At 33.7% G+C, this 16,969-nt stretch carries 19 protein-coding genes and 1 pseudogene; 18 read left to right on the top strand and 2 right to left on the bottom strand.

Going from position 1 to position 16,969, the window contains the following annotated elements:
* The first annotated feature begins 55 nt into the window (after positions 1-55).
* The gene (locus ABS764_RS12675; protein WP_408082172.1) at positions 56-880 is read left to right on the top strand and encodes an SDR family NAD(P)-dependent oxidoreductase; all 825 of its coding nucleotides are present in this window, start codon (positions 56-58) and stop codon (positions 878-880) included.
* Positions 881-915: 35 nt separating this feature from the next.
* Positions 916-1,806, top strand: a complete 891-nt coding sequence (locus ABS764_RS12670) for a helix-turn-helix domain-containing protein (RefSeq protein WP_408082171.1) — start codon at positions 916-918, stop codon at positions 1,804-1,806.
* Positions 1,807-1,849: 43 nt separating this feature from the next.
* Here ABS764_RS12670 and ABS764_RS12665 read toward each other — a convergent pair whose 3' ends face one another.
* Positions 1,850-2,206 (bottom strand): winged helix-turn-helix transcriptional regulator, encoded by a 357-nt coding sequence (locus ABS764_RS12665; protein ID WP_408082170.1) that lies wholly within the window; start codon positions 2,204-2,206, stop codon positions 1,850-1,852.
* Positions 2,207-2,309: 103 nt separating this feature from the next.
* Between ABS764_RS12665 and ABS764_RS12660 the strand changes: the two genes are divergently transcribed.
* The 15 genes and pseudogenes from ABS764_RS12660 to ABS764_RS12590 all read left to right on the top strand — a co-directional run bounded on the left by ABS764_RS12660 (position 2,310) and on the right by ABS764_RS12590 (position 15,172).
* Positions 2,310-3,203 (top strand): MBL fold metallo-hydrolase, encoded by an 894-nt coding sequence (locus tag ABS764_RS12660; RefSeq protein WP_408082169.1) that lies wholly within the window; start codon positions 2,310-2,312, stop codon positions 3,201-3,203.
* A gap of 131 nt (positions 3,204-3,334) precedes the next feature.
* Positions 3,335-4,405 (top strand): L-dopachrome tautomerase-related protein, encoded by a 1,071-nt coding sequence (locus tag ABS764_RS12655; RefSeq protein WP_408082168.1) that lies wholly within the window; start codon positions 3,335-3,337, stop codon positions 4,403-4,405.
* Between the two features lie 40 nt (positions 4,406-4,445).
* Positions 4,446-5,381 carry an NADP-dependent oxidoreductase gene (locus tag ABS764_RS12650; RefSeq protein ID WP_408082167.1) on the top strand — a complete coding sequence of 312 codons (936 nt, stop codon included), beginning with the start codon at positions 4,446-4,448 and terminating at the stop codon, positions 5,379-5,381.
* Between the two features lie 16 nt (positions 5,382-5,397).
* The gene (locus ABS764_RS12645) at positions 5,398-6,534 is read left to right on the top strand and encodes an L-dopachrome tautomerase-related protein (RefSeq protein ID WP_408082166.1); all 1,137 of its coding nucleotides are present in this window, start codon (positions 5,398-5,400) and stop codon (positions 6,532-6,534) included.
* Positions 6,535-6,538: 4 nt separating this feature from the next.
* Positions 6,539-7,102, top strand: coding sequence for a reactive chlorine resistance membrane protein RclC (rclC, locus tag ABS764_RS12640; protein ID WP_408082165.1), 564 nt, complete (start codon positions 6,539-6,541; stop codon positions 7,100-7,102).
* A complete protein-coding gene (locus ABS764_RS12635) occupies positions 7,099-7,416 on the top strand; it encodes a hypothetical protein (RefSeq protein WP_408082164.1) in 318 nt (105 codons plus the stop codon). The genes rclC and ABS764_RS12635 overlap by 4 nt, the downstream gene beginning before the upstream one ends.
* Positions 7,379-8,322 (top strand): annotated as a pseudogene (locus ABS764_RS12630) (FAD:protein FMN transferase). Before ABS764_RS12635 ends, ABS764_RS12630 begins: the two are co-directional and overlap by 38 nt.
* Before the next feature lie 15 nt (positions 8,323-8,337).
* Positions 8,338-9,150: a hypothetical protein gene (locus tag ABS764_RS12625; RefSeq protein WP_408082163.1), complete on the top strand. Its 813-nt coding sequence runs from the start codon at positions 8,338-8,340 to the stop codon at positions 9,148-9,150.
* A complete protein-coding gene (locus tag ABS764_RS12620; protein ID WP_408082303.1) occupies positions 9,135-9,716 on the top strand; it encodes an insulinase family protein in 582 nt (193 codons plus the stop codon). The genes ABS764_RS12625 and ABS764_RS12620 overlap by 16 nt, the downstream gene beginning before the upstream one ends.
* Before the next feature lie 335 nt (positions 9,717-10,051).
* On the top strand, positions 10,052-10,504 hold the full coding sequence (locus ABS764_RS12615) for a carboxymuconolactone decarboxylase family protein (RefSeq protein ID WP_408082162.1): 453 nt from the start codon (positions 10,052-10,054) through the stop codon (positions 10,502-10,504).
* Positions 10,505-10,725: 221 nt separating this feature from the next.
* Positions 10,726-11,028 (top strand): YciI family protein, encoded by a 303-nt coding sequence (locus ABS764_RS12610; protein ID WP_408082161.1) that lies wholly within the window; start codon positions 10,726-10,728, stop codon positions 11,026-11,028.
* A gap of 29 nt (positions 11,029-11,057) precedes the next feature.
* Positions 11,058-11,639 (top strand): DUF2652 domain-containing protein, encoded by a 582-nt coding sequence (locus ABS764_RS12605; RefSeq protein WP_408082160.1) that lies wholly within the window; start codon positions 11,058-11,060, stop codon positions 11,637-11,639.
* A 60-nt stretch (positions 11,640-11,699) separates the two neighbouring features.
* Positions 11,700-12,929 carry an RNA polymerase sigma factor gene (locus ABS764_RS12600; protein WP_408082159.1) on the top strand — a complete coding sequence of 410 codons (1,230 nt, stop codon included), beginning with the start codon at positions 11,700-11,702 and terminating at the stop codon, positions 12,927-12,929.
* A gap of 464 nt (positions 12,930-13,393) precedes the next feature.
* Positions 13,394-14,353 carry an SDR family oxidoreductase gene (locus ABS764_RS12595; RefSeq protein WP_408082158.1) on the top strand — a complete coding sequence of 320 codons (960 nt, stop codon included), beginning with the start codon at positions 13,394-13,396 and terminating at the stop codon, positions 14,351-14,353.
* A 30-nt stretch (positions 14,354-14,383) separates the two neighbouring features.
* A complete protein-coding gene (locus ABS764_RS12590) occupies positions 14,384-15,172 on the top strand; it encodes an AraC family transcriptional regulator (RefSeq protein WP_408082157.1) in 789 nt (262 codons plus the stop codon).
* A 48-nt stretch (positions 15,173-15,220) separates the two neighbouring features.
* On the opposite strand, the gene ABS764_RS12585 is transcribed toward ABS764_RS12590, so the two are convergent.
* Positions 15,221-16,126, bottom strand: a complete 906-nt coding sequence (locus ABS764_RS12585; protein ID WP_408082156.1) for an AraC family transcriptional regulator — start codon at positions 16,124-16,126, stop codon at positions 15,221-15,223.
* 354 nt (positions 16,127-16,480) lie between these two features.
* Between ABS764_RS12585 and ABS764_RS12580 the strand changes: the two genes are divergently transcribed.
* On the top strand, positions 16,481-16,963 hold the full coding sequence (locus ABS764_RS12580; RefSeq protein WP_408082155.1) for an MSMEG_0572/Sll0783 family nitrogen starvation response protein: 483 nt from the start codon (positions 16,481-16,483) through the stop codon (positions 16,961-16,963).
* Positions 16,964-16,969 lie beyond the last annotated feature (6 nt).

Raw genomic sequence — 16,969 nt, 5'->3', positions numbered from 1 at the left:
TATCAAGCTTGACGGTAACTTTGTACTATTAAATAACACTAAAAAAATTAAAACAATGAGTAAAATAGTTTTTATCACAGGAGCATCAAAAGGATTCGGAAAATTATGGGCTGAAGCACTTTTGGAAAGAGGAGATAAAGTAGCGGCAACAGCAAGAAATATTGCTGCACTGCAGGATTTGAAAGATAAATACGGCGACAATATTTTGCCTTTAAAGCTTGATGTAAACAACCGTACAGAAGTTTTTGAAGTAACGGAACAGGTAGAAAAACATTTCGGAAGAATTGATGTTCTGATTAACAATGCAGGTTTTGGTTTATTCGGAACGACGGAAGAAACGACGGAACAACAGGCAAGAGAACAGATGGAAACCAACTTTTTCGGTTCACTTTGGGTAGCACAGGCTGTTTTGCCGGTGATGAGAAAACAAAAAAGCGGACATATCATTCAGATTTCAAGCTTTTTGGGATTAACGACTTTACCACTTTTAGGATTGTATAACGCTTCAAAATTTGCAGTAGAAGGATTGATTGAAACGATTGGTTCGGAAACAGCACATTTGGGAATTAAAACTACTTTAATTGAACCTAACGGATTTGCAACAGATTGGGCGGGAGCTTCGGCGGTTCAGACTTCTTCGGAGATTGCAGATTACAATCCTGTACGTGAAGCATTTGCAGAAACAGGCGATAATCCTGACACTTGGGGGAAACCGGAAGCGACTGTAGAACCTGTTTTAAATCTTATCGATAATCAAAATCCTCCACAAAGATTATTGTTTGGTAAAATTGCTTATCACGTTGTCAACGAGGTTTACACCAAGAGATTGGAAGATATCCAAAACTGGAAAGAAGTAAGTGTTGCTGCTCACGGGCATTAAAAAAACAGTAAATTAGTAGTTCAAATTCAACAGTGATGACACATTATAAAACCCTTACCGAACTGCATTTGGGGAATCATTGGGATGCTCCAGAACATCCGCTTTTCAGTATGATTGGATGCCAATCCGCCTGTACTTTGGGAAACCGGGAGTTTACAACAGATTGTTATGTGATAGCTTTCAAAAAAATAAAATCGGGAGTTTTTATGTACGGTCGTACGCAATACGACCACGATAATGGTTGTTTGTTCTTTGCAAAACCAAGGCAGATCATAGAATTGAAGGACCTCCAATTCGAAGAAAAAGGTTATATGCTGATGATCCACGAAGATTATCTAAATGGTCACGAGCTTTTCAAGGAAATTGAAAAGTATAGTTTCTTCGATTATGAAGTAACGGAAGCACTGCATCTTTCGCCAAAAGAAGAACAGATTATACTGGAACTTCACTCGAAAATTCAGGGAGAGTATTTTAATAACCCCGACGAATACAGCCGTGAGATTATCTTGAGCCATATTTCATCGATTTTAAAATATGCACAGCGATATTACAAAAGACAGTTTATCGACAGAGCGCAGGTAACAGGAAAGACAGCTTCCAAGTTTAACGATGCGTTGAAAAAATATCTGGATGAAGGCTTATTAGAAAAAAAAGGGCTTCCGAATGTTGCTTTTTTAGCCGATCAACTTTTTGTTTCCCCAAGATACCTAAGTGACTTATTAAAACAGGAAACCGGAAAAACCGCAATGGAACTGATTCATATTTTTATGATTTCCGAAGCTAAAAACCTGTTGAGATTAGGGGAAAAAGGAGTGGCTGAAATCGCTTATGAATTAGGCTTTGAAAATGCCTCTTACTTCACAAGGTTATTCAAGAAACAGACCGGAATGAAACCTTTAGAGTTTCGAAAATCACAGATGAATTAAAATTAAGACTGAAATTACAATTGGTTAAAAGTCATAGTAAGAATCAACTTGCTATGACTTTTTTTCTGTGTTCTAGTCCCCAGTCTTTCATCGCCATAATTACTTTTTCCAGAGACAATCCGTGTTCAGTGATTTCGTATTCTACCGTTGGCGGAAAAGTATCGTAAACGGTTCTGGTAATCAGAAAATTGATTTCCAGTTCTTTTAATTCCTTAGATAAAACCCGGTCGGTGATTCCGGAGATTTCCCTTGAAATTTCTTTAAATCTTTTACTGCCAAAAGACAGGGAAACGATAATCGGAAGTTTCCATTTTCCTTTCAGGATTTCCAGCGCATCCAGTATAGGGAGCATAATTTCCTGACAGTCTTTTTTCTCAATATTTCCTGAGACTTTAGCCATACTATTTTATTTAATATCCTAAGTTATAGTGCTATCAAAAAGGATAGTAATATATTTTGGATAGTTACTTGCTTTAATTTTGTATCAACAAATTTATAAAAAAATGAATACACTTAACAGCATTAAAAATTCAGGATTTTTTACGTTTCCAATTGGGGCATTACAGGTTTTTGTTTTTACAGACGGAGAATCAGTAATGGAAAATATCCAGCCGATGTTTGCTCCGAATATTAATCCATCAGCCATTAAAGATTTTCTGAGCCAACATTTTCTTTCTCCCGGAAAACTGACTTTAGCCGGTAATGTTTTGGTGATAAAGACAGAAGATAAAACTATTTTAATTGACGCTGGATGTGGGCAAAAATTGGGTCCAAACAGCGGAAAATTGTTAGGAAATCTGATTTCTGCCGGAATCGAACCTGAAAACATTACAGACATTGTACTTACTCACACCCATCCCGATCACATTGGCGGAATTGTAAACGCAGAGGATTCTTTGTTATTTCCAAATGCAAAAATTTTTCTTTCAAAAAAAGAATATGCTTTCTGGACAGCCGAAAAACCTGATTTTTCAAGGGGAACACAAGATGCTGTTGCAGATTTTGAAATACAGTTTGCGAAACATCATCTTTCATTAATTGATTCTACTATTCAGTTTTACGAAGATGATGCCGAATTGTTTGAATTTTTGAAATTGGAAAATGCTCCCGGACACACACCCGGACACACGATTATTACAATTGCATCTGAGGGAGAAGAATTAGTACATATAGCTGATACTTTTCAGCATATTATTTTGGTAGAACATCCGGAATGGGGAAATCAAATTGATTCTGATTTCGAATTAGGTGTTAAAACCCGCAAAGATCTTCTTGAAAAATTAGCATCGACAAAGCAACTTCTCTTTGGAGACCATTTGCCATATCCCGGGTTAGGCTTTATCGAAAAAAATGGAAAAGGATATCGCTACATTCCGAAAGCTTTTTATACAGTTTAAAGTGAAATCCTCCTAGGCGGAGGATTTTTCATTTATGTAAATCTGTGCTATTTATTCCTCGAAATGTACTATTTATTCAGGTATAGTTGAAGGTAACTTTGTACTATCAAAATTATTGAAATCAAATAAAGATGAAAATTACATTAAGCCTTTTATCGCTGCTACTTATATGCGGATTTGCCAATGCACAATTGCAGGAGGTAGCAACTTCGAATTTAGTTTGGAACGGAGTTACAACAAGTTCAGACGGAAGAATATTTGTCAACTTCCCAAAAATCGAAGGTGAAAAAGGAATGAGTGTGGGCGAAGTTTTAAAAGACGGAAAAATCATTCCCTATCCAAATGAAGATTGGAACAATTGGCAACCTGGTGAAGATACTAATGAAAAATTTGTACGGACTAATTCCATACGCATCATAAACGGTTTGCTTTGGATTGTGGATACCGGAACACCTTCGATGGGACAAAATCCTTTATCAGGAAATGCGTTGAAATTGGTTTCGATTGATATTAAGAACAATACAGTTCATCAGGTTATTCCCCTTTCTGGAATTTCAAAACCATCGACTTTTATTGATGATTTAAGGATTTTCGGAGACACGATTTATCTGACTGATGCGGGTGAACCGGCTTTAATAATTTTGGACAAAACAACAGGCAAAGGCAGAAGAGTTTTAGAAAATCATCCTTCAACCACCGATAATTTACCGATCAAAGCGGAAGGGAAAATTATGAAAGATAAAAAGGGAAATGAAGTGAGAATCCACGCAGATCAACTGGAGATTTCTCCCGATGGAAAATGGCTGTATTTCCAGCCTGCAAGCGGACCGCTTTGGAGAGTGGAAACACAATATTTGAATGATGAAAATCTATCCGAAGAAGATTTGGCTTCCAAAGTGGAATTATTCTATAAAACTCCATCAACAGGGGGAACAGCTATTAATGCAGACGGAAATATTTATGTAAGCGATGTGAATAAAAGTGAAATCATCAAAATATCACAGGAAGGAAAAGAAAGTGTGGTCATTAAGGACAAAAGATTGCTTTGGGCAGACGCTTTATGGATTGATGACAATGGATACCTGTGGATACCGACAGGTCAGCTCAATCGCTTGGCAGCATTTCAGAGGGGAATAAGTAAAGTGGAATTTCCTGTCGTGATTTATAAAATGAAAATCAATGCAAAACCAGTAAATAACTAAATAAAAGAATTAAACATCATATATAACATTAAAAAAAAATATGAAAGCAATCATATTAAAAGAAGCTGGAAACGTAGAGAATTTGGAATACGTAGAATTGGCAAAACCGACATTCAGCGAGGGCGAAGTTTTGATAAAAGTAAAAGCTATCAGTATTAATCCTGTTGATACTAAAAGCCGTTCTGGAAAAGGTGTTTACGGAAGAATAAAAACCGAAAATCCATTGATTTTAGGTTGGGATATTTCAGGAATTGTGGAAGAAACCAAAAGTTCAGATTTTAAAGTGGGTGACGAGGTTTTCGGAATGATGAATTTTCCGGGTCACGGAAAGGCGTATGCGGAATATGTTGCCGCTCCGGCCAATCAACTGGCATTAAAACCAAAAAATATCTCTTTTGAAGATGCCGCAGCTTCTACTTTGGTGGCACTTACGGCGTATCAGGCTTTGGTTCACAATGCAAATATTCAGAAAGGACAAAATATTTTGGTTCACGCCGCTTCGGGTGGAGTGGGACACATAGCGGTGCAGATTGCCAAACATTTAGGTGCAACTGTAACGGGAACTTCTTCTGCAAAAAATAAAGATTTTGTATTGGGACTGGGTGCAGATTTACATATCGATTATCACGGTTTCGACTGGAAATCGGCGGGCAGAACTTTTGATTTTGTGTTGGATACGATTGGCGGAGATAATATCGACCATTCTCTTGAAGTGACCAAAGAAGGCGGTTCCATCATCAGTATTCCGACAGGATTGAATGAAGAGGTCACTTCAAAGGCAAACTCTAAAGGTGTGAAAGGTTATTTTATTCTTGTACAATCCAGCGGTGAGGATATGAAACAGGTTGCTTCTTTATTGGAAAGTGGTGCTGTAAAACCTCACGTTTCAAAAACATTTTCATTCGGACAAATGAGGGAAGCACACCTGGAACAGGAAACTGGCAGAACGGTGGGTAAAATAGTGATAACGCTTTAAATCAAAATTTAAAATTATGAAATTGACATATTTAACGGCTATTGCAATGTCGGTCACATTGTTTACCGCCTGCAACAATAATTCATCAACGAAAGTCGATGCTCAAGAGAACTCAATAGAGCCGGTTTCTGAACAAGAAATAATTTTAGAAGAAGTTTTTGCTGATAGTACTTATCAGTTAACAGGTGTTGCTGTAGCAAAAGACAACCGTGTTTTTGTGAATTATCCTTATTGGCTGGATTCGTATTCCTATTCCGTGGTTGAAGTGAAAAATGGAAAACCGATTCCCTATCCCGATGCAGAATGGAACAGTTTTACAAAAGGTGAAGATGGCCAAAATAAATTTGTATGTGTTCAAGCAGTGGTGACCGATGATAAAGGATTTCTTTGGGTAGTAGATGCGGCGGGAATCGGGCTTGGAAAAGTGTATCAGCACAGCAGTAAAGTGGTGAAAATCAATTTAGCCACTAATAAAATCGAGAAAATCTACAGATTTCCCGATAATGTGGTGAGTGAGGATGTTTACATCAACGATATCCGGGTGGATAATGAAAATGGTTTTGCTTACTTAAGCAATTCAAATACAGGTGGAATCATTGTTTTGAATATTAACACAGGAGAATCAAGATTGGTTTTAGCCAATTCCCCTTCTGTAAAATCTGATCCGAATTATCATTTTTCTCCATTGGGAACAGAGCTTAAAAAAGGTGACGGTTCTTCACTTAAAGTGAATTCAGATGGTATTGCGCTGACTCCCGATAATCAATATGTATACTACAAACCGCTTACGGATAATCGTTTGTACAGAATTAAAACCGATTTGTTGAGAGATTTTAAGACAACTGAAGCTGTTTTGAACAAAAGTATAGAAGATCTAGGGAAATTCGTCACGACAGACGGGATGATTTTCGACAAAGAAGGCAATCTCTATTTTGGCGATTTGGAGCAGAATTCAATTGTAAAAATCACTCCGGATTTGAAAATGCAGACAATTGTTCAGGACAGTGAAAAATTGATTTGGCCGGACAGTTACAGTATTTCTGAAGATGGATATTTATACATTTCAAATTCGCAAATTCAGCTGATGCCCTGGTTTCACAATGGTGCTGCGCAATTTAAAAAGCCTTTTAGAGTATTGAAAATTAAAATTTAAAAAGATGAAAAATTTTATCCAAATTATAGCCGACAGCCAAAGAGTATTTATTAACCTCGTCAGAATAGCCATCTTCATCGTGATGGCTTGGATTGGTGGCTTAAAAGCTTTTCAATACGAAGCAGAAGGCATCGTTCCCTTTGTAGCCAACAGTCCTATAATGAGCTTTTTCTATAATCATCCTGAAGAATACAAAGCGCATAAAAATAAAGAAGGCGAGGTAGTGCCCCAAAATATCAAATGGCATACAGAAAACGGAACATACATATTCTCGTACGGATTGGGAACTGTTATAGTTACTATCGGTTTATTGACTTTGTTAGGCATTTGGTTTCCAAAAATTGGTTTGGCGGGCGGTTTGTTAACATTTGGAATGTCTTTAGTCACCCTTTCTTTTCTCATTACAACGCCTGAAGCGTATGTACCTGATTTGGGAGGTACAGAACACGGATTTCCTTATTTGTCGGGTGCAGGAAGATTGGTCATCAAAGATATTATCATGCTCGCTGGCGGATTGGTAATTGCATCGGATTCGGCGAAGCACATTCTAAAAAATAAGGGTTTATGAAATCGAAACTGAACGGCTTAATCCTTTTTATTATTGCCACCTTCTTGCTTGTTGTTAGCAGGAAGGATTTGCTGTATGGATTTATTGATGACTGGCGGATTCGTAGAAAAGACGCACAAACAACAGCACAAAGCCCAAACGAATTACGGTTTGAAAAACAAAGATTAGACTATGACAGCATTCAAAAAAGTTTCAAAAATCCGAACCTGTATTTTGAAGTCGTGAGACTGGGTAATATTGATTTTAAGAGCTATAAAAGAAATGTAAAAATAGAAGATGGAGATAACGCAGAAAATGCATCAGAGAGCAACTAAACAATACCTTACTGAAACCGGGTTTGTTTTCTATTGCCATATCAAGATAAAAATTCCATTTCACCCCGGAGCGGAAACTTTGATAGATGAATGTTTTGACTTGCTGAAAAGTATTGATGAACGCTATAATTCATACAGCGAAGGCTCTTACTTTGATAAAATAAATAAAAATGCCGGGAACTGGGTAGAGGTTGATGAAACCACTATTTGGTTGTTAAATGAGCTTGATAAAATCAAGTCAATTGCTAATGGAATATACAATGTAGCGGTAATGCCATTATTAGACTTTGGGGATTTTATCAGAATGGAAATTGTAATCTACCGCCTTTCGATCAAATAGCTTTGCTTACAGAACAACTTAAAGGTGATGTGGTGTCTATAAAGGATAATCAGGTAAAACTTACTAGAGAAAACGAATTGATTACTGGTTCTTTTATTAAGGCTTATGCGGTTGACCAAGTAGTTGCTTTTCTGAAAGCGCAAGGCATTACAGATGCAGTTATCAATGCAGGTGGGAGTACAATTTATGCAATGAATGATGAAGATCATCCGTATTGGAAAATAAATATTCCACACCCCATTTCCGAAGATAACTCGTGGTTTCAGATTAATCTAAGCAATGAATGTCTTTCCTTATCAGGAAGAAAAAGTAGTTTTATAACTATCGATGATAAGCAGTATAGCCATATTATCAATGCTTCCACAGGTTGGCCTTCTTCAAACTATCAGGCGGTAGCGCTTACCTCTTCTTCTTTCTACGGAGATGTTTTGTCTACAGTATTATTGGCTAATGAAACAGATAAAAAAGCGAATGAGAATTTAAAACAAGCATTCAAGGATGAGCTGAAATATTATGTAATTGATGAAGCGATACCTGCTGGAATTCCTGCATTTATCGAATGCTAAAAATAGTACAAGCCTATGTTACATATACCCGATAAAAAGAATATTTACAAAGATTTAGAGATTGAAACTTTTTCTCCCCCTAAAACATTACATCTCCCACTTTCAGCATTTGGTGGCGATTTGGAGGTAATAGTTCAGAAAGGTGAACGTGTTTTAAAACACCAAAAGTTAGCACAAAAAGAAGGCTTTTTCGGAGGAAATATTCACGCACCGGTTTCAGGACATATTGGAGAATTTATTGTTGCAAATGGAGAGCCGTTCCTTGAACTTTTCAATGATTTTTTGGATGAGGTGATTGATGTAAAACATAGCTTGCCAACTCAAATTTCAGATTTTATACAGCTACTTCAAGAAAATGGTATTGAAGGAAGTGGTGGTGCCCGATTTCCTACGGCGGCAAAGTATAACGTGAACGAAGGTCAAATCGACACGCTTATTATTAACGGCGCAGAATGCGAGCCCTATCTCTCAGCTGACTATGCATTAATGAAAAGCTATGCCAACGAGGTTTCGCAAACACTCCATTTTATACAGCACCTCTACAAGATAAAAACGATCATTCTCGGTATTGAGCGAATGCACAAATCATTAAAACCTTTACTGGAAAAAGCGTTCAAGCATTTTAATGTCGAGGGAAAAATAAAATTATTGCCTGATTTTTATCCACAAGGAGGCGAATTACAACTGATAAAGTCCATAACAGGAAAAGAACTGAAAAAAGGAACTATTCCATCCAAAGAAGGAATTCTGGTAAGTAATGTTGCTACTTTTATCGCAATACATAACGCTTTATTTAAAGTAATTCCCTATATATTCAAAAATACATAAGAAATATTGCTTCCGAAGAAAAGGAAAAAAAAACTTTTGTAAACCATAACATAGAACCTAAAAAAGGAAATACAACAATTCATTTTAATCGTTCGATGGAAATTCCGAAAACGACGGCTTACGTTCATTTAACGGGAGCAGTTAAATATTGGCAACAAACTGCTTATGAGATGTATATGATTGGTGAATTACTTTCAAAGCGATTTTTGCAAACTATTCGTGAAGAAGAGGGGGAAAGTTATGGTGTTCAGATAAATGGAAGTTTACAAAAATTACCATCTTCACGTTTCGATATAGTTTTGAATTTTGACTGTAAACCGGAAAAAAAAGAAAAACTGATAGAAATTGTATGGAAGGAATTAAATCAATTGAAAAATAATCCACCAGTTGGAGGTGATTTAGATGATATAAAAAAAGACATGCTAAAACAAAGAGAAGAATCTAAAATGACAAATTCGTTTTGGAATTCAGTACTTTCGGCTATTTATTTGTGGGATAATCAGTATCTAAACGAGGGTGATTATGAAAATTTAACCTATGAAGAATTGCCAAATTCAAATCAATAATAGAAGTGATGGTTACAATGCAAAGTTGTAAAATTAGGAACCTTAAGATATTAAAATAAATCACTAGGAATTATCTTTTAAGAAATAGTTTTGTTCTTAGCTTTATTAATAGCTATTACTCTTTAATTGGTAAAATCTTTTTTAAAAAGAAAAAGTCAGGAAGTAAACACTGTGGAGTAAGTGACTGTGATATTCATTAGTAAAAATAATAGATTAGGATGGTTAATCATTAATAAAATAATTCGCTTGATTTTTTTTAATTAATTTTTTAAACTTTTTGTCCAATATCAAAAGTTCGATTGTTATCAGGATATAACAATAAAAATTTATAGATCATGGAAACAAGAATTAATTTATTCGAAAAAGGTCAAAAAGCAATTTCAACACTGTTTGGAACAAATGTTTATTTAAAAAAATCATCAATTGAAAAACAACTTTTAGAGCTTGTTGATTTTAGAGTATCACAAATCAATAACTGTGCGTATTGTCTAGACATGCACTCTAAAGAACTTAGAGCTCTTGGAGAAACAGAACAAAGAATTTTTGGAATAAGCGCTTGGAGGGAATCTCCTTTTTACAGTAATAGAGAAAAAGCAGCTTTTGAATGGGCTGAAGCAGTTACTGCTTCAACCGTACCAGATACTATTTATGAGAGAGCAATTGCTGCATTTACTGAAGAAGAATTGGTTGACTTAACGTTAGCTGTTACAGCAATCAATACCTGGAACCGATTGAATACTTCTTTTTATAACCCAATTGGAAGTTATAGAGTTGGACAATTCGGTTAATCTTAAAAGAGATTAAAGATATTAAAGCTGTTAGATTTTACAAACAAAAATTTGGGTTTAGCAGCTTTTTAAAAATAATACTATTAGTTAGTTGCTTTAAAGTATACTGCTGATTAGTATTTTTCAGTAATTTTAAGAAAGTTTATATTTTTTAAAATTATTAACAACTAACTAGAACTTAAATTATGAATGAGTTTTTATTGATTTTCAGAAGAGATTTTATGAATAAGGAGGTTCAACCTTCTCCAGATGAATTACAAAAGCATTTACAACACTGGCAAGAATGGTTTGGAACGTTAAAAGAACAGGATCAACTCGCTGCTCCTCTTAAACGCTGGGATAGAGAAGGAGTTATAGTCAATACTAAAGGAACAACAAATGGTCCATATGTAGAAGTAAAAGAATCTATTGGAGGAATGCTTTTGATTAAGGCAAACGATTATGAAGAAGCAGCAAAAATTGCAGCAGGTTGCCCAATATTAGAATTTGGAGGCAATGTAGAAATTAGAATGGCAGCAAGTTAAAAAATAGGAAAGCCACTTAAAAATTAGTTATGAGAAATCGATCAGCTTTTGGAACCATATTTATTGTTGATATTAGTGGGTTTTCCAGTTTTGTAAAGAATATTTCAACAGAAGAAGGAGCTATGATTATGCCCTCACTTTTTGACTCTATTTTGCGAGCAAATTATTATTCCTTGCACGTAGCTGAAATTGAAGGCGATGCCATTTTATTTTATAAAATGGGTGATGCATTTTCTATTGAAACGATTTTCGAACAATTTAACAAAATGGTACTTTCTTTTCATTCAGAAATTGATTTATTAAAGAAAGAATTTCCAGAAATAAGTGCTTTGACTATAAAAGTGGTTGTTCATTATGGTGAAATGTCTGGTTTTAAAGTAGGAGGCTATTACAAACTATATGGGAAGCCACTTATTGAGGCTCATAGATTACTTAAAAATCATATTAACTCCAAAACGTATTTGTTGATTACCAAAAGTTATTATGATCAAAATCAGGAAACCATCATTAATAAAGGTACCTATAGAAGCGAAGTTTATGATATTGGAAATATTTATTATACCTATTTTGCTTTTTCGTCAATTGTATATCCCAATATGTGGTTGGCTTAAAAACAAATAATTTATATCAATTTTACGTTTAAAAAATTAATGTAATATTAAATTTTAAGTATGGAAGACAAAGAACTTATTCCTAATTTATTTAGAATTGAATACCGAAAAATAGTTTCGGTATTAATTAATTTGTTTGGTATAAAGCATATTGAAATTGCAGAAGATATTGTAAGTGACACATTTTTGGCTGCAACTGAGGTTTGGAGTATGAAAGGAATACCTGAAAATCCAACTGCCTGGTTGTACACAGTGGCTAAAAACAAAACGAAGAATTACTTTAAAAGAACTTCTCTCTATGAACAAAAGATATCCCCTGAGATTAAATACAATTCTACTGTCCAGACTAATGAAGTAAAACTAGATCTTTCAGAAAAAAATATTGCGGATAGTCAATTGGCGATGATTTTTACCATATGTGATCCTTGTAATCCTAGTGAGGCCCAAATTGCACTAGCGTTGAACTTGCTCTGTGGTTTTGGTACTCATGAGATTGCTGATGCTTTTATGACTAATAAAGAGGTTATTTACAAAAGGATAAACAGGGCAAAACAAAAACTGAAGGATAAGAATATTCAAATCAATGGTCCTACAATAGAACAAATGAAACTACGACAAGAAAATGTTCTAAAAACGATTTATTTGCTTTTTTCAGAAGGCTATTACTCCTCAATAGAAAATACAGTTTTACGCAAAGATTTTTGTACAGAGGCAATGAGGTTAACTTATTTGTTATTAGAAAACGCTACAACTAATCTTCCAAATGTAAATGCCTTGATGGCATTAATGTGTTTTCATACCTCTCGATTCGATACTCGAACGAATGAAAATGGGGATATAGTTCTTTATCAAGATCAGGATGAAGAACTATGGAATCAAGAACTAGTAAGTAGGGGAGCTTATTACTTAGGGAAAGCTTCTGTGGGAGATACCCTTTCTAAATATCATCTTGAAGCTGGAATTGCCTATTGGCATACCCAAAAAAAGAATACCCAGGATAAATGGAAAAACATACTCGAATTATACAATAATTTGTTAGTCATAGATTATTCTCCAATTGTAGCGTTGAATAGGGCTTTTGTAATTTCTAAAATAGAGGGTAATAAAGCTGGAATAATAGAAACAGAAATGTTACAGTTGTTAGATAATCACTTTTATTTTTCACTGTTAGGCAACCTACATTTGGATATTGATAATCAAAAAGCATTGCAATATTTCGAACAAGCTTATGCATTGGCTCATACAGATGCTGATAAAAAAATAATAAAAAAATATATTACCAATATTTAAAAATTAAATGAATGATATTCTATTGGGATGAGAAATTTTACCCATTGAGTCGTTAAACACTAGTAACCAACGATCAAAATATTGATTTTCAATAGTTAATTTGAAGTACGGAATTATTAAAGACCCTTTGTATGCAAACTAGTGGAGTAGGATAGCTTGCCAAAAGCGATACATGATTTCTAAATGCTCAGGCCAATTATCTTTGATAAATTGATTAAAAATATGTTTTAGTAAAGTATTTTTTTTAACGGAATCATAAAAAGTATCAACCATCAATTTTATGTCGGATAGTTTTGTCTTATTTAATTTAAAAATATTTTATTTTTTCAAAAGGTTTTAACTTATTGAACAAAATGAGTTATCGTTTTGAACTTTTGAACAAAATTATTTTGAACTTTTAAACAAAATAGTTCCCTTTTATAAAACTTAATTTTACTTTATTAATTTATATAAAATCATAAAAAATGAAAAATAAAAGAGTTTTAGTTACAGGAGGTTCAGGTTTTGTTGGTATTCATACTATTCTACAATTATTAAAGCAAGATTATAGCGTTGCAACTACAATTCGGTCCTTAAGCAAACGAGAAGAAATTAGTAATGCCTTGATTGAAAACGGAATAACCAATTTAGAAAAATTACATTTTTATGAAGCCAATCTTATTGCTGATGAAGGTTGGGATACAGCAGTAAAGGACTGTGATTATGTTTTGCATGTGGCTTCTCCGTTCCCAGCTCAAGATCCAAAAAATGAAGATGATTTAATTATTCCCGCTCGTGATGGTGCATTAAGGGTTTTGAAAGCTTCAAAAAAGGCAGGCGTAAAACGAGTAGTATTGACTTCTTCATTTGCCGCAGTAGGATATAGTATCAATATTCCTAACCACATTTTTACTGAGGAAGATTGGACAGATATTACTGATTCTCTTCCTGCGTACATAAAATCTAAAACTATTGCCGAAAAAGCAGCTTGGGACTTTGTTAATAAAGAAGGCCTCGGATTAGAATTAGTAGTTATTAATCCAGTTGGTATTTTTGGCCCAGCAATAGGAAATATAACATCGGCTTCTTTAGATATTGCTGTTATAGGTATACTGAATGGAACAACTAATCAAGGAGGAAATTTCACAATGGGCGTCGTTGATGTACGTGACGTAGCAGATTTGCATATCAGAGCTATGGAAAATCCTAATTCAATGGGGCAACGATTCTTGGCAAATGCTGATGGGGTTATGAGCTTTGCAGATGTAGCCCAATTGTTTAAAAGCAAACGTCCAGAATTAGCGATTAACGTTGCAGAAATTGCTCCAACGGCTAAGGAGTTTTACAAAGAGATGAGTAACCAAAAAGCAAGAACATTTTTAGGTTGGAATCCTAGAAGTAAAGAAGAAGCATTATTAGCAAGTGTAGATTCTCTAAATAAGTAATTAAATTTACCATTAATAAATTAAAATACTTTGAAAGTAAATAACATTCATTCTTGTCATTTAGGCCCTGATATTTCTCCAGAACAATTTATTCCGGAGCATTTTTTTTTGTTTTTAATAAAAGGAGAAATGATTGCTTTTGACGGAAACAAAAATTATCAACTGAAAGCTGGTGATTATTGTATTGCACGAAAAAACCATTTGGTTCGCTATACTAAATTCAAGAATGAAGGTTTATTTGAGAAAATTATCATTGTTTTTGACGAACCTTTTTTAAGGAAATTTATAGATAGAAATACACCAGTTATGCAGTCTTGGGCTGTAGATAATTCTTTTTTATTTATAGAGGAAGATAAGTTGATTAATAATTTTATTCTTTCATTGGGTCCTTATTATAATACAAATGAACAAATCGATGATCAATTCTCTTATGTAAAGAGAGAAGAGTTATTATTAATTTTGCTGAGAAACAATCCTAAATTAACTGCCGTTTTTTTCAATTTTGCAGTACCTCAAAAAATAGATTTAGAAGAGTTTATGAATCGTAATTTTAGATTCAATATAAGTATGGAACGTTTTGCTTTTTTAACGGGGAGGAGCTTATCCACGTTTAAAAGAGATTTTCAAAAAGTATTTTCATTTAATCCAGGTCAATGGTTAACTAAAAAACGGTTGGATGAAGCTTATTTTCTTTTAAAAAATGAAAAACAAAAACCTACTGAAGTTTATTTGAATGTAGGTTTTGAAGATCTATCTCATTTTTCCTTTGCTTTCAAAAAGCAATTTGGTATAGCACCAAGTGAGTTAAATTTGGAATAAATTGTAGTATCGTTCAGTGTATTATTAATAACATTATATCAGGATTTATTATAAATTTTTAAATTGACTATTTCTGAATTGTTCCGGAGTTTGAAATGTTATTTTTTTAAAAAGTCTAATAAAATAAGAATCATCGTTAAAATTCAAATTGGCAGCAATGGAAGAAATAGACAAATCAGAATGTATAATAAGCCTTTTAGCTTCTAAAATAATACGGTCAGTAAGAATCTCAGTAGGTTTCTTATTCACTGTTTTTTTACACAAGTAACTCAATTGTCTATCTGTTATATTCATCTTCTTAGAGTAACAGGTGATGGGTCTGTGCATCCTAAAGTATTTATCTACTAAAGCTTCAAAACGATTTAATTGCGATAAATCGTAATTATAAATATGTTCCTTTTCAAAATTTTCCACATAGACTCTTGATAATTCTATAAACATGGCATTCAAATAGATACGAATCATTTCTTGATAACCCGAAGATCGTTGCTTGTATTCCTTAAAAACAAGAAGATATTTTGATACTATATCCTCTTGAACTTCTTTATTTAAATTCATAAAAGGCAAACTAAAAGTAGAATTAAAAAAGGGGAAACGAGTTAGTTTCTCCGTACTAAAATCCAATAAGAAAAACCCTTTTGTAAAAAACAGGATATATCCATCAATATCTTTGGATAAATTCCAATGATGGATTTGACCGGGAGAAATTATAAACATGGCACCTGGGAAAACATCATATTCTAAAAAGTCAATTGTGTGTGTTCCGCTTCCTTTTGTTATTAATAATATCAGATAAAAATTATGTCCATGAGGTTTTTCAATAAATACATTCTCATGAACGTGTTCACAAAATTTTCTGATATAAAAATTACTTTCAAATTTTAAACTTTCATTATAATCATCAAAATTTGAAATATCATATACAGGTAATTTACTTTTAGACTCCGTACACATAAGATTACTATTTTAAATAGGTAAATCAAAAAACAATAGAATTGATAATTCGTAATAGGCATAAATAAGAATCAAACAAAATACTTAGTTAGTTTTTACGAATACTATCAATACAGCATAAAAAAGAACTAAAATTGGTTTAAATACTTATTTTCAAATATAACACTATTATCAGTGAAAAAGAATTTTTTTTGAATTATAATCTGATATTTATTGTTTTGGAAAAATATTTTTTATCAAAAAAGGCAAAATGATGAATAAAGTTTAATAAGTACTATACTTTGTTGTTTTTGTGCTACGTATAAAATACTTAGCTAGTCTACATTTGTAAAATAAATCTAAAACATTAAAATTATGCCAAAAGTAGAAAAAGCAATGCACAAAGACGGAGACTTTTTTGTGGATTATGAAGACAAAGTATTTGAAGATGTAAAAGCTAAATCGGGAGAAAAAGCTTTAGTAACTTTTCATACTGTAGCCTTTGAAGGTTCAATCGGATTAGTAAACATTTTAACTGCAACAAGGTTACAAAGAAAAGGTTTCGAAACTTCCATTTTGTTATATGGACCCGGAGTGACTTTAGGAATCCAAAGAGGATTTCCAACACTTGGAAGCGAAGCTTTTCCTGGACATTTAAATTATGGCGCTCGTTTAAGCAAATTTATGGAAGAAGGTGGTAAAGTTTACGCCTGTCGTTTTGCGCTTCAAGCATTATACGGACATGGAGAACCATCATTACTTCCAGGTATTATTCCTATCAATCCATTAGATGTTTTGGATATCCAATTGGTTCATCGCAATGAAAATGCATTTATAGTTCACACTTGGACCCTGTAAAATAAA

Source organism: Flavobacterium plantiphilum (assembly GCF_046000495.1).
GTDB lineage: Bacteria > Bacteroidota > Bacteroidia > Flavobacteriales > Flavobacteriaceae > Flavobacterium > Flavobacterium plantiphilum.
This window is presented reverse-complemented; position numbering and strand designations above follow the sequence as displayed.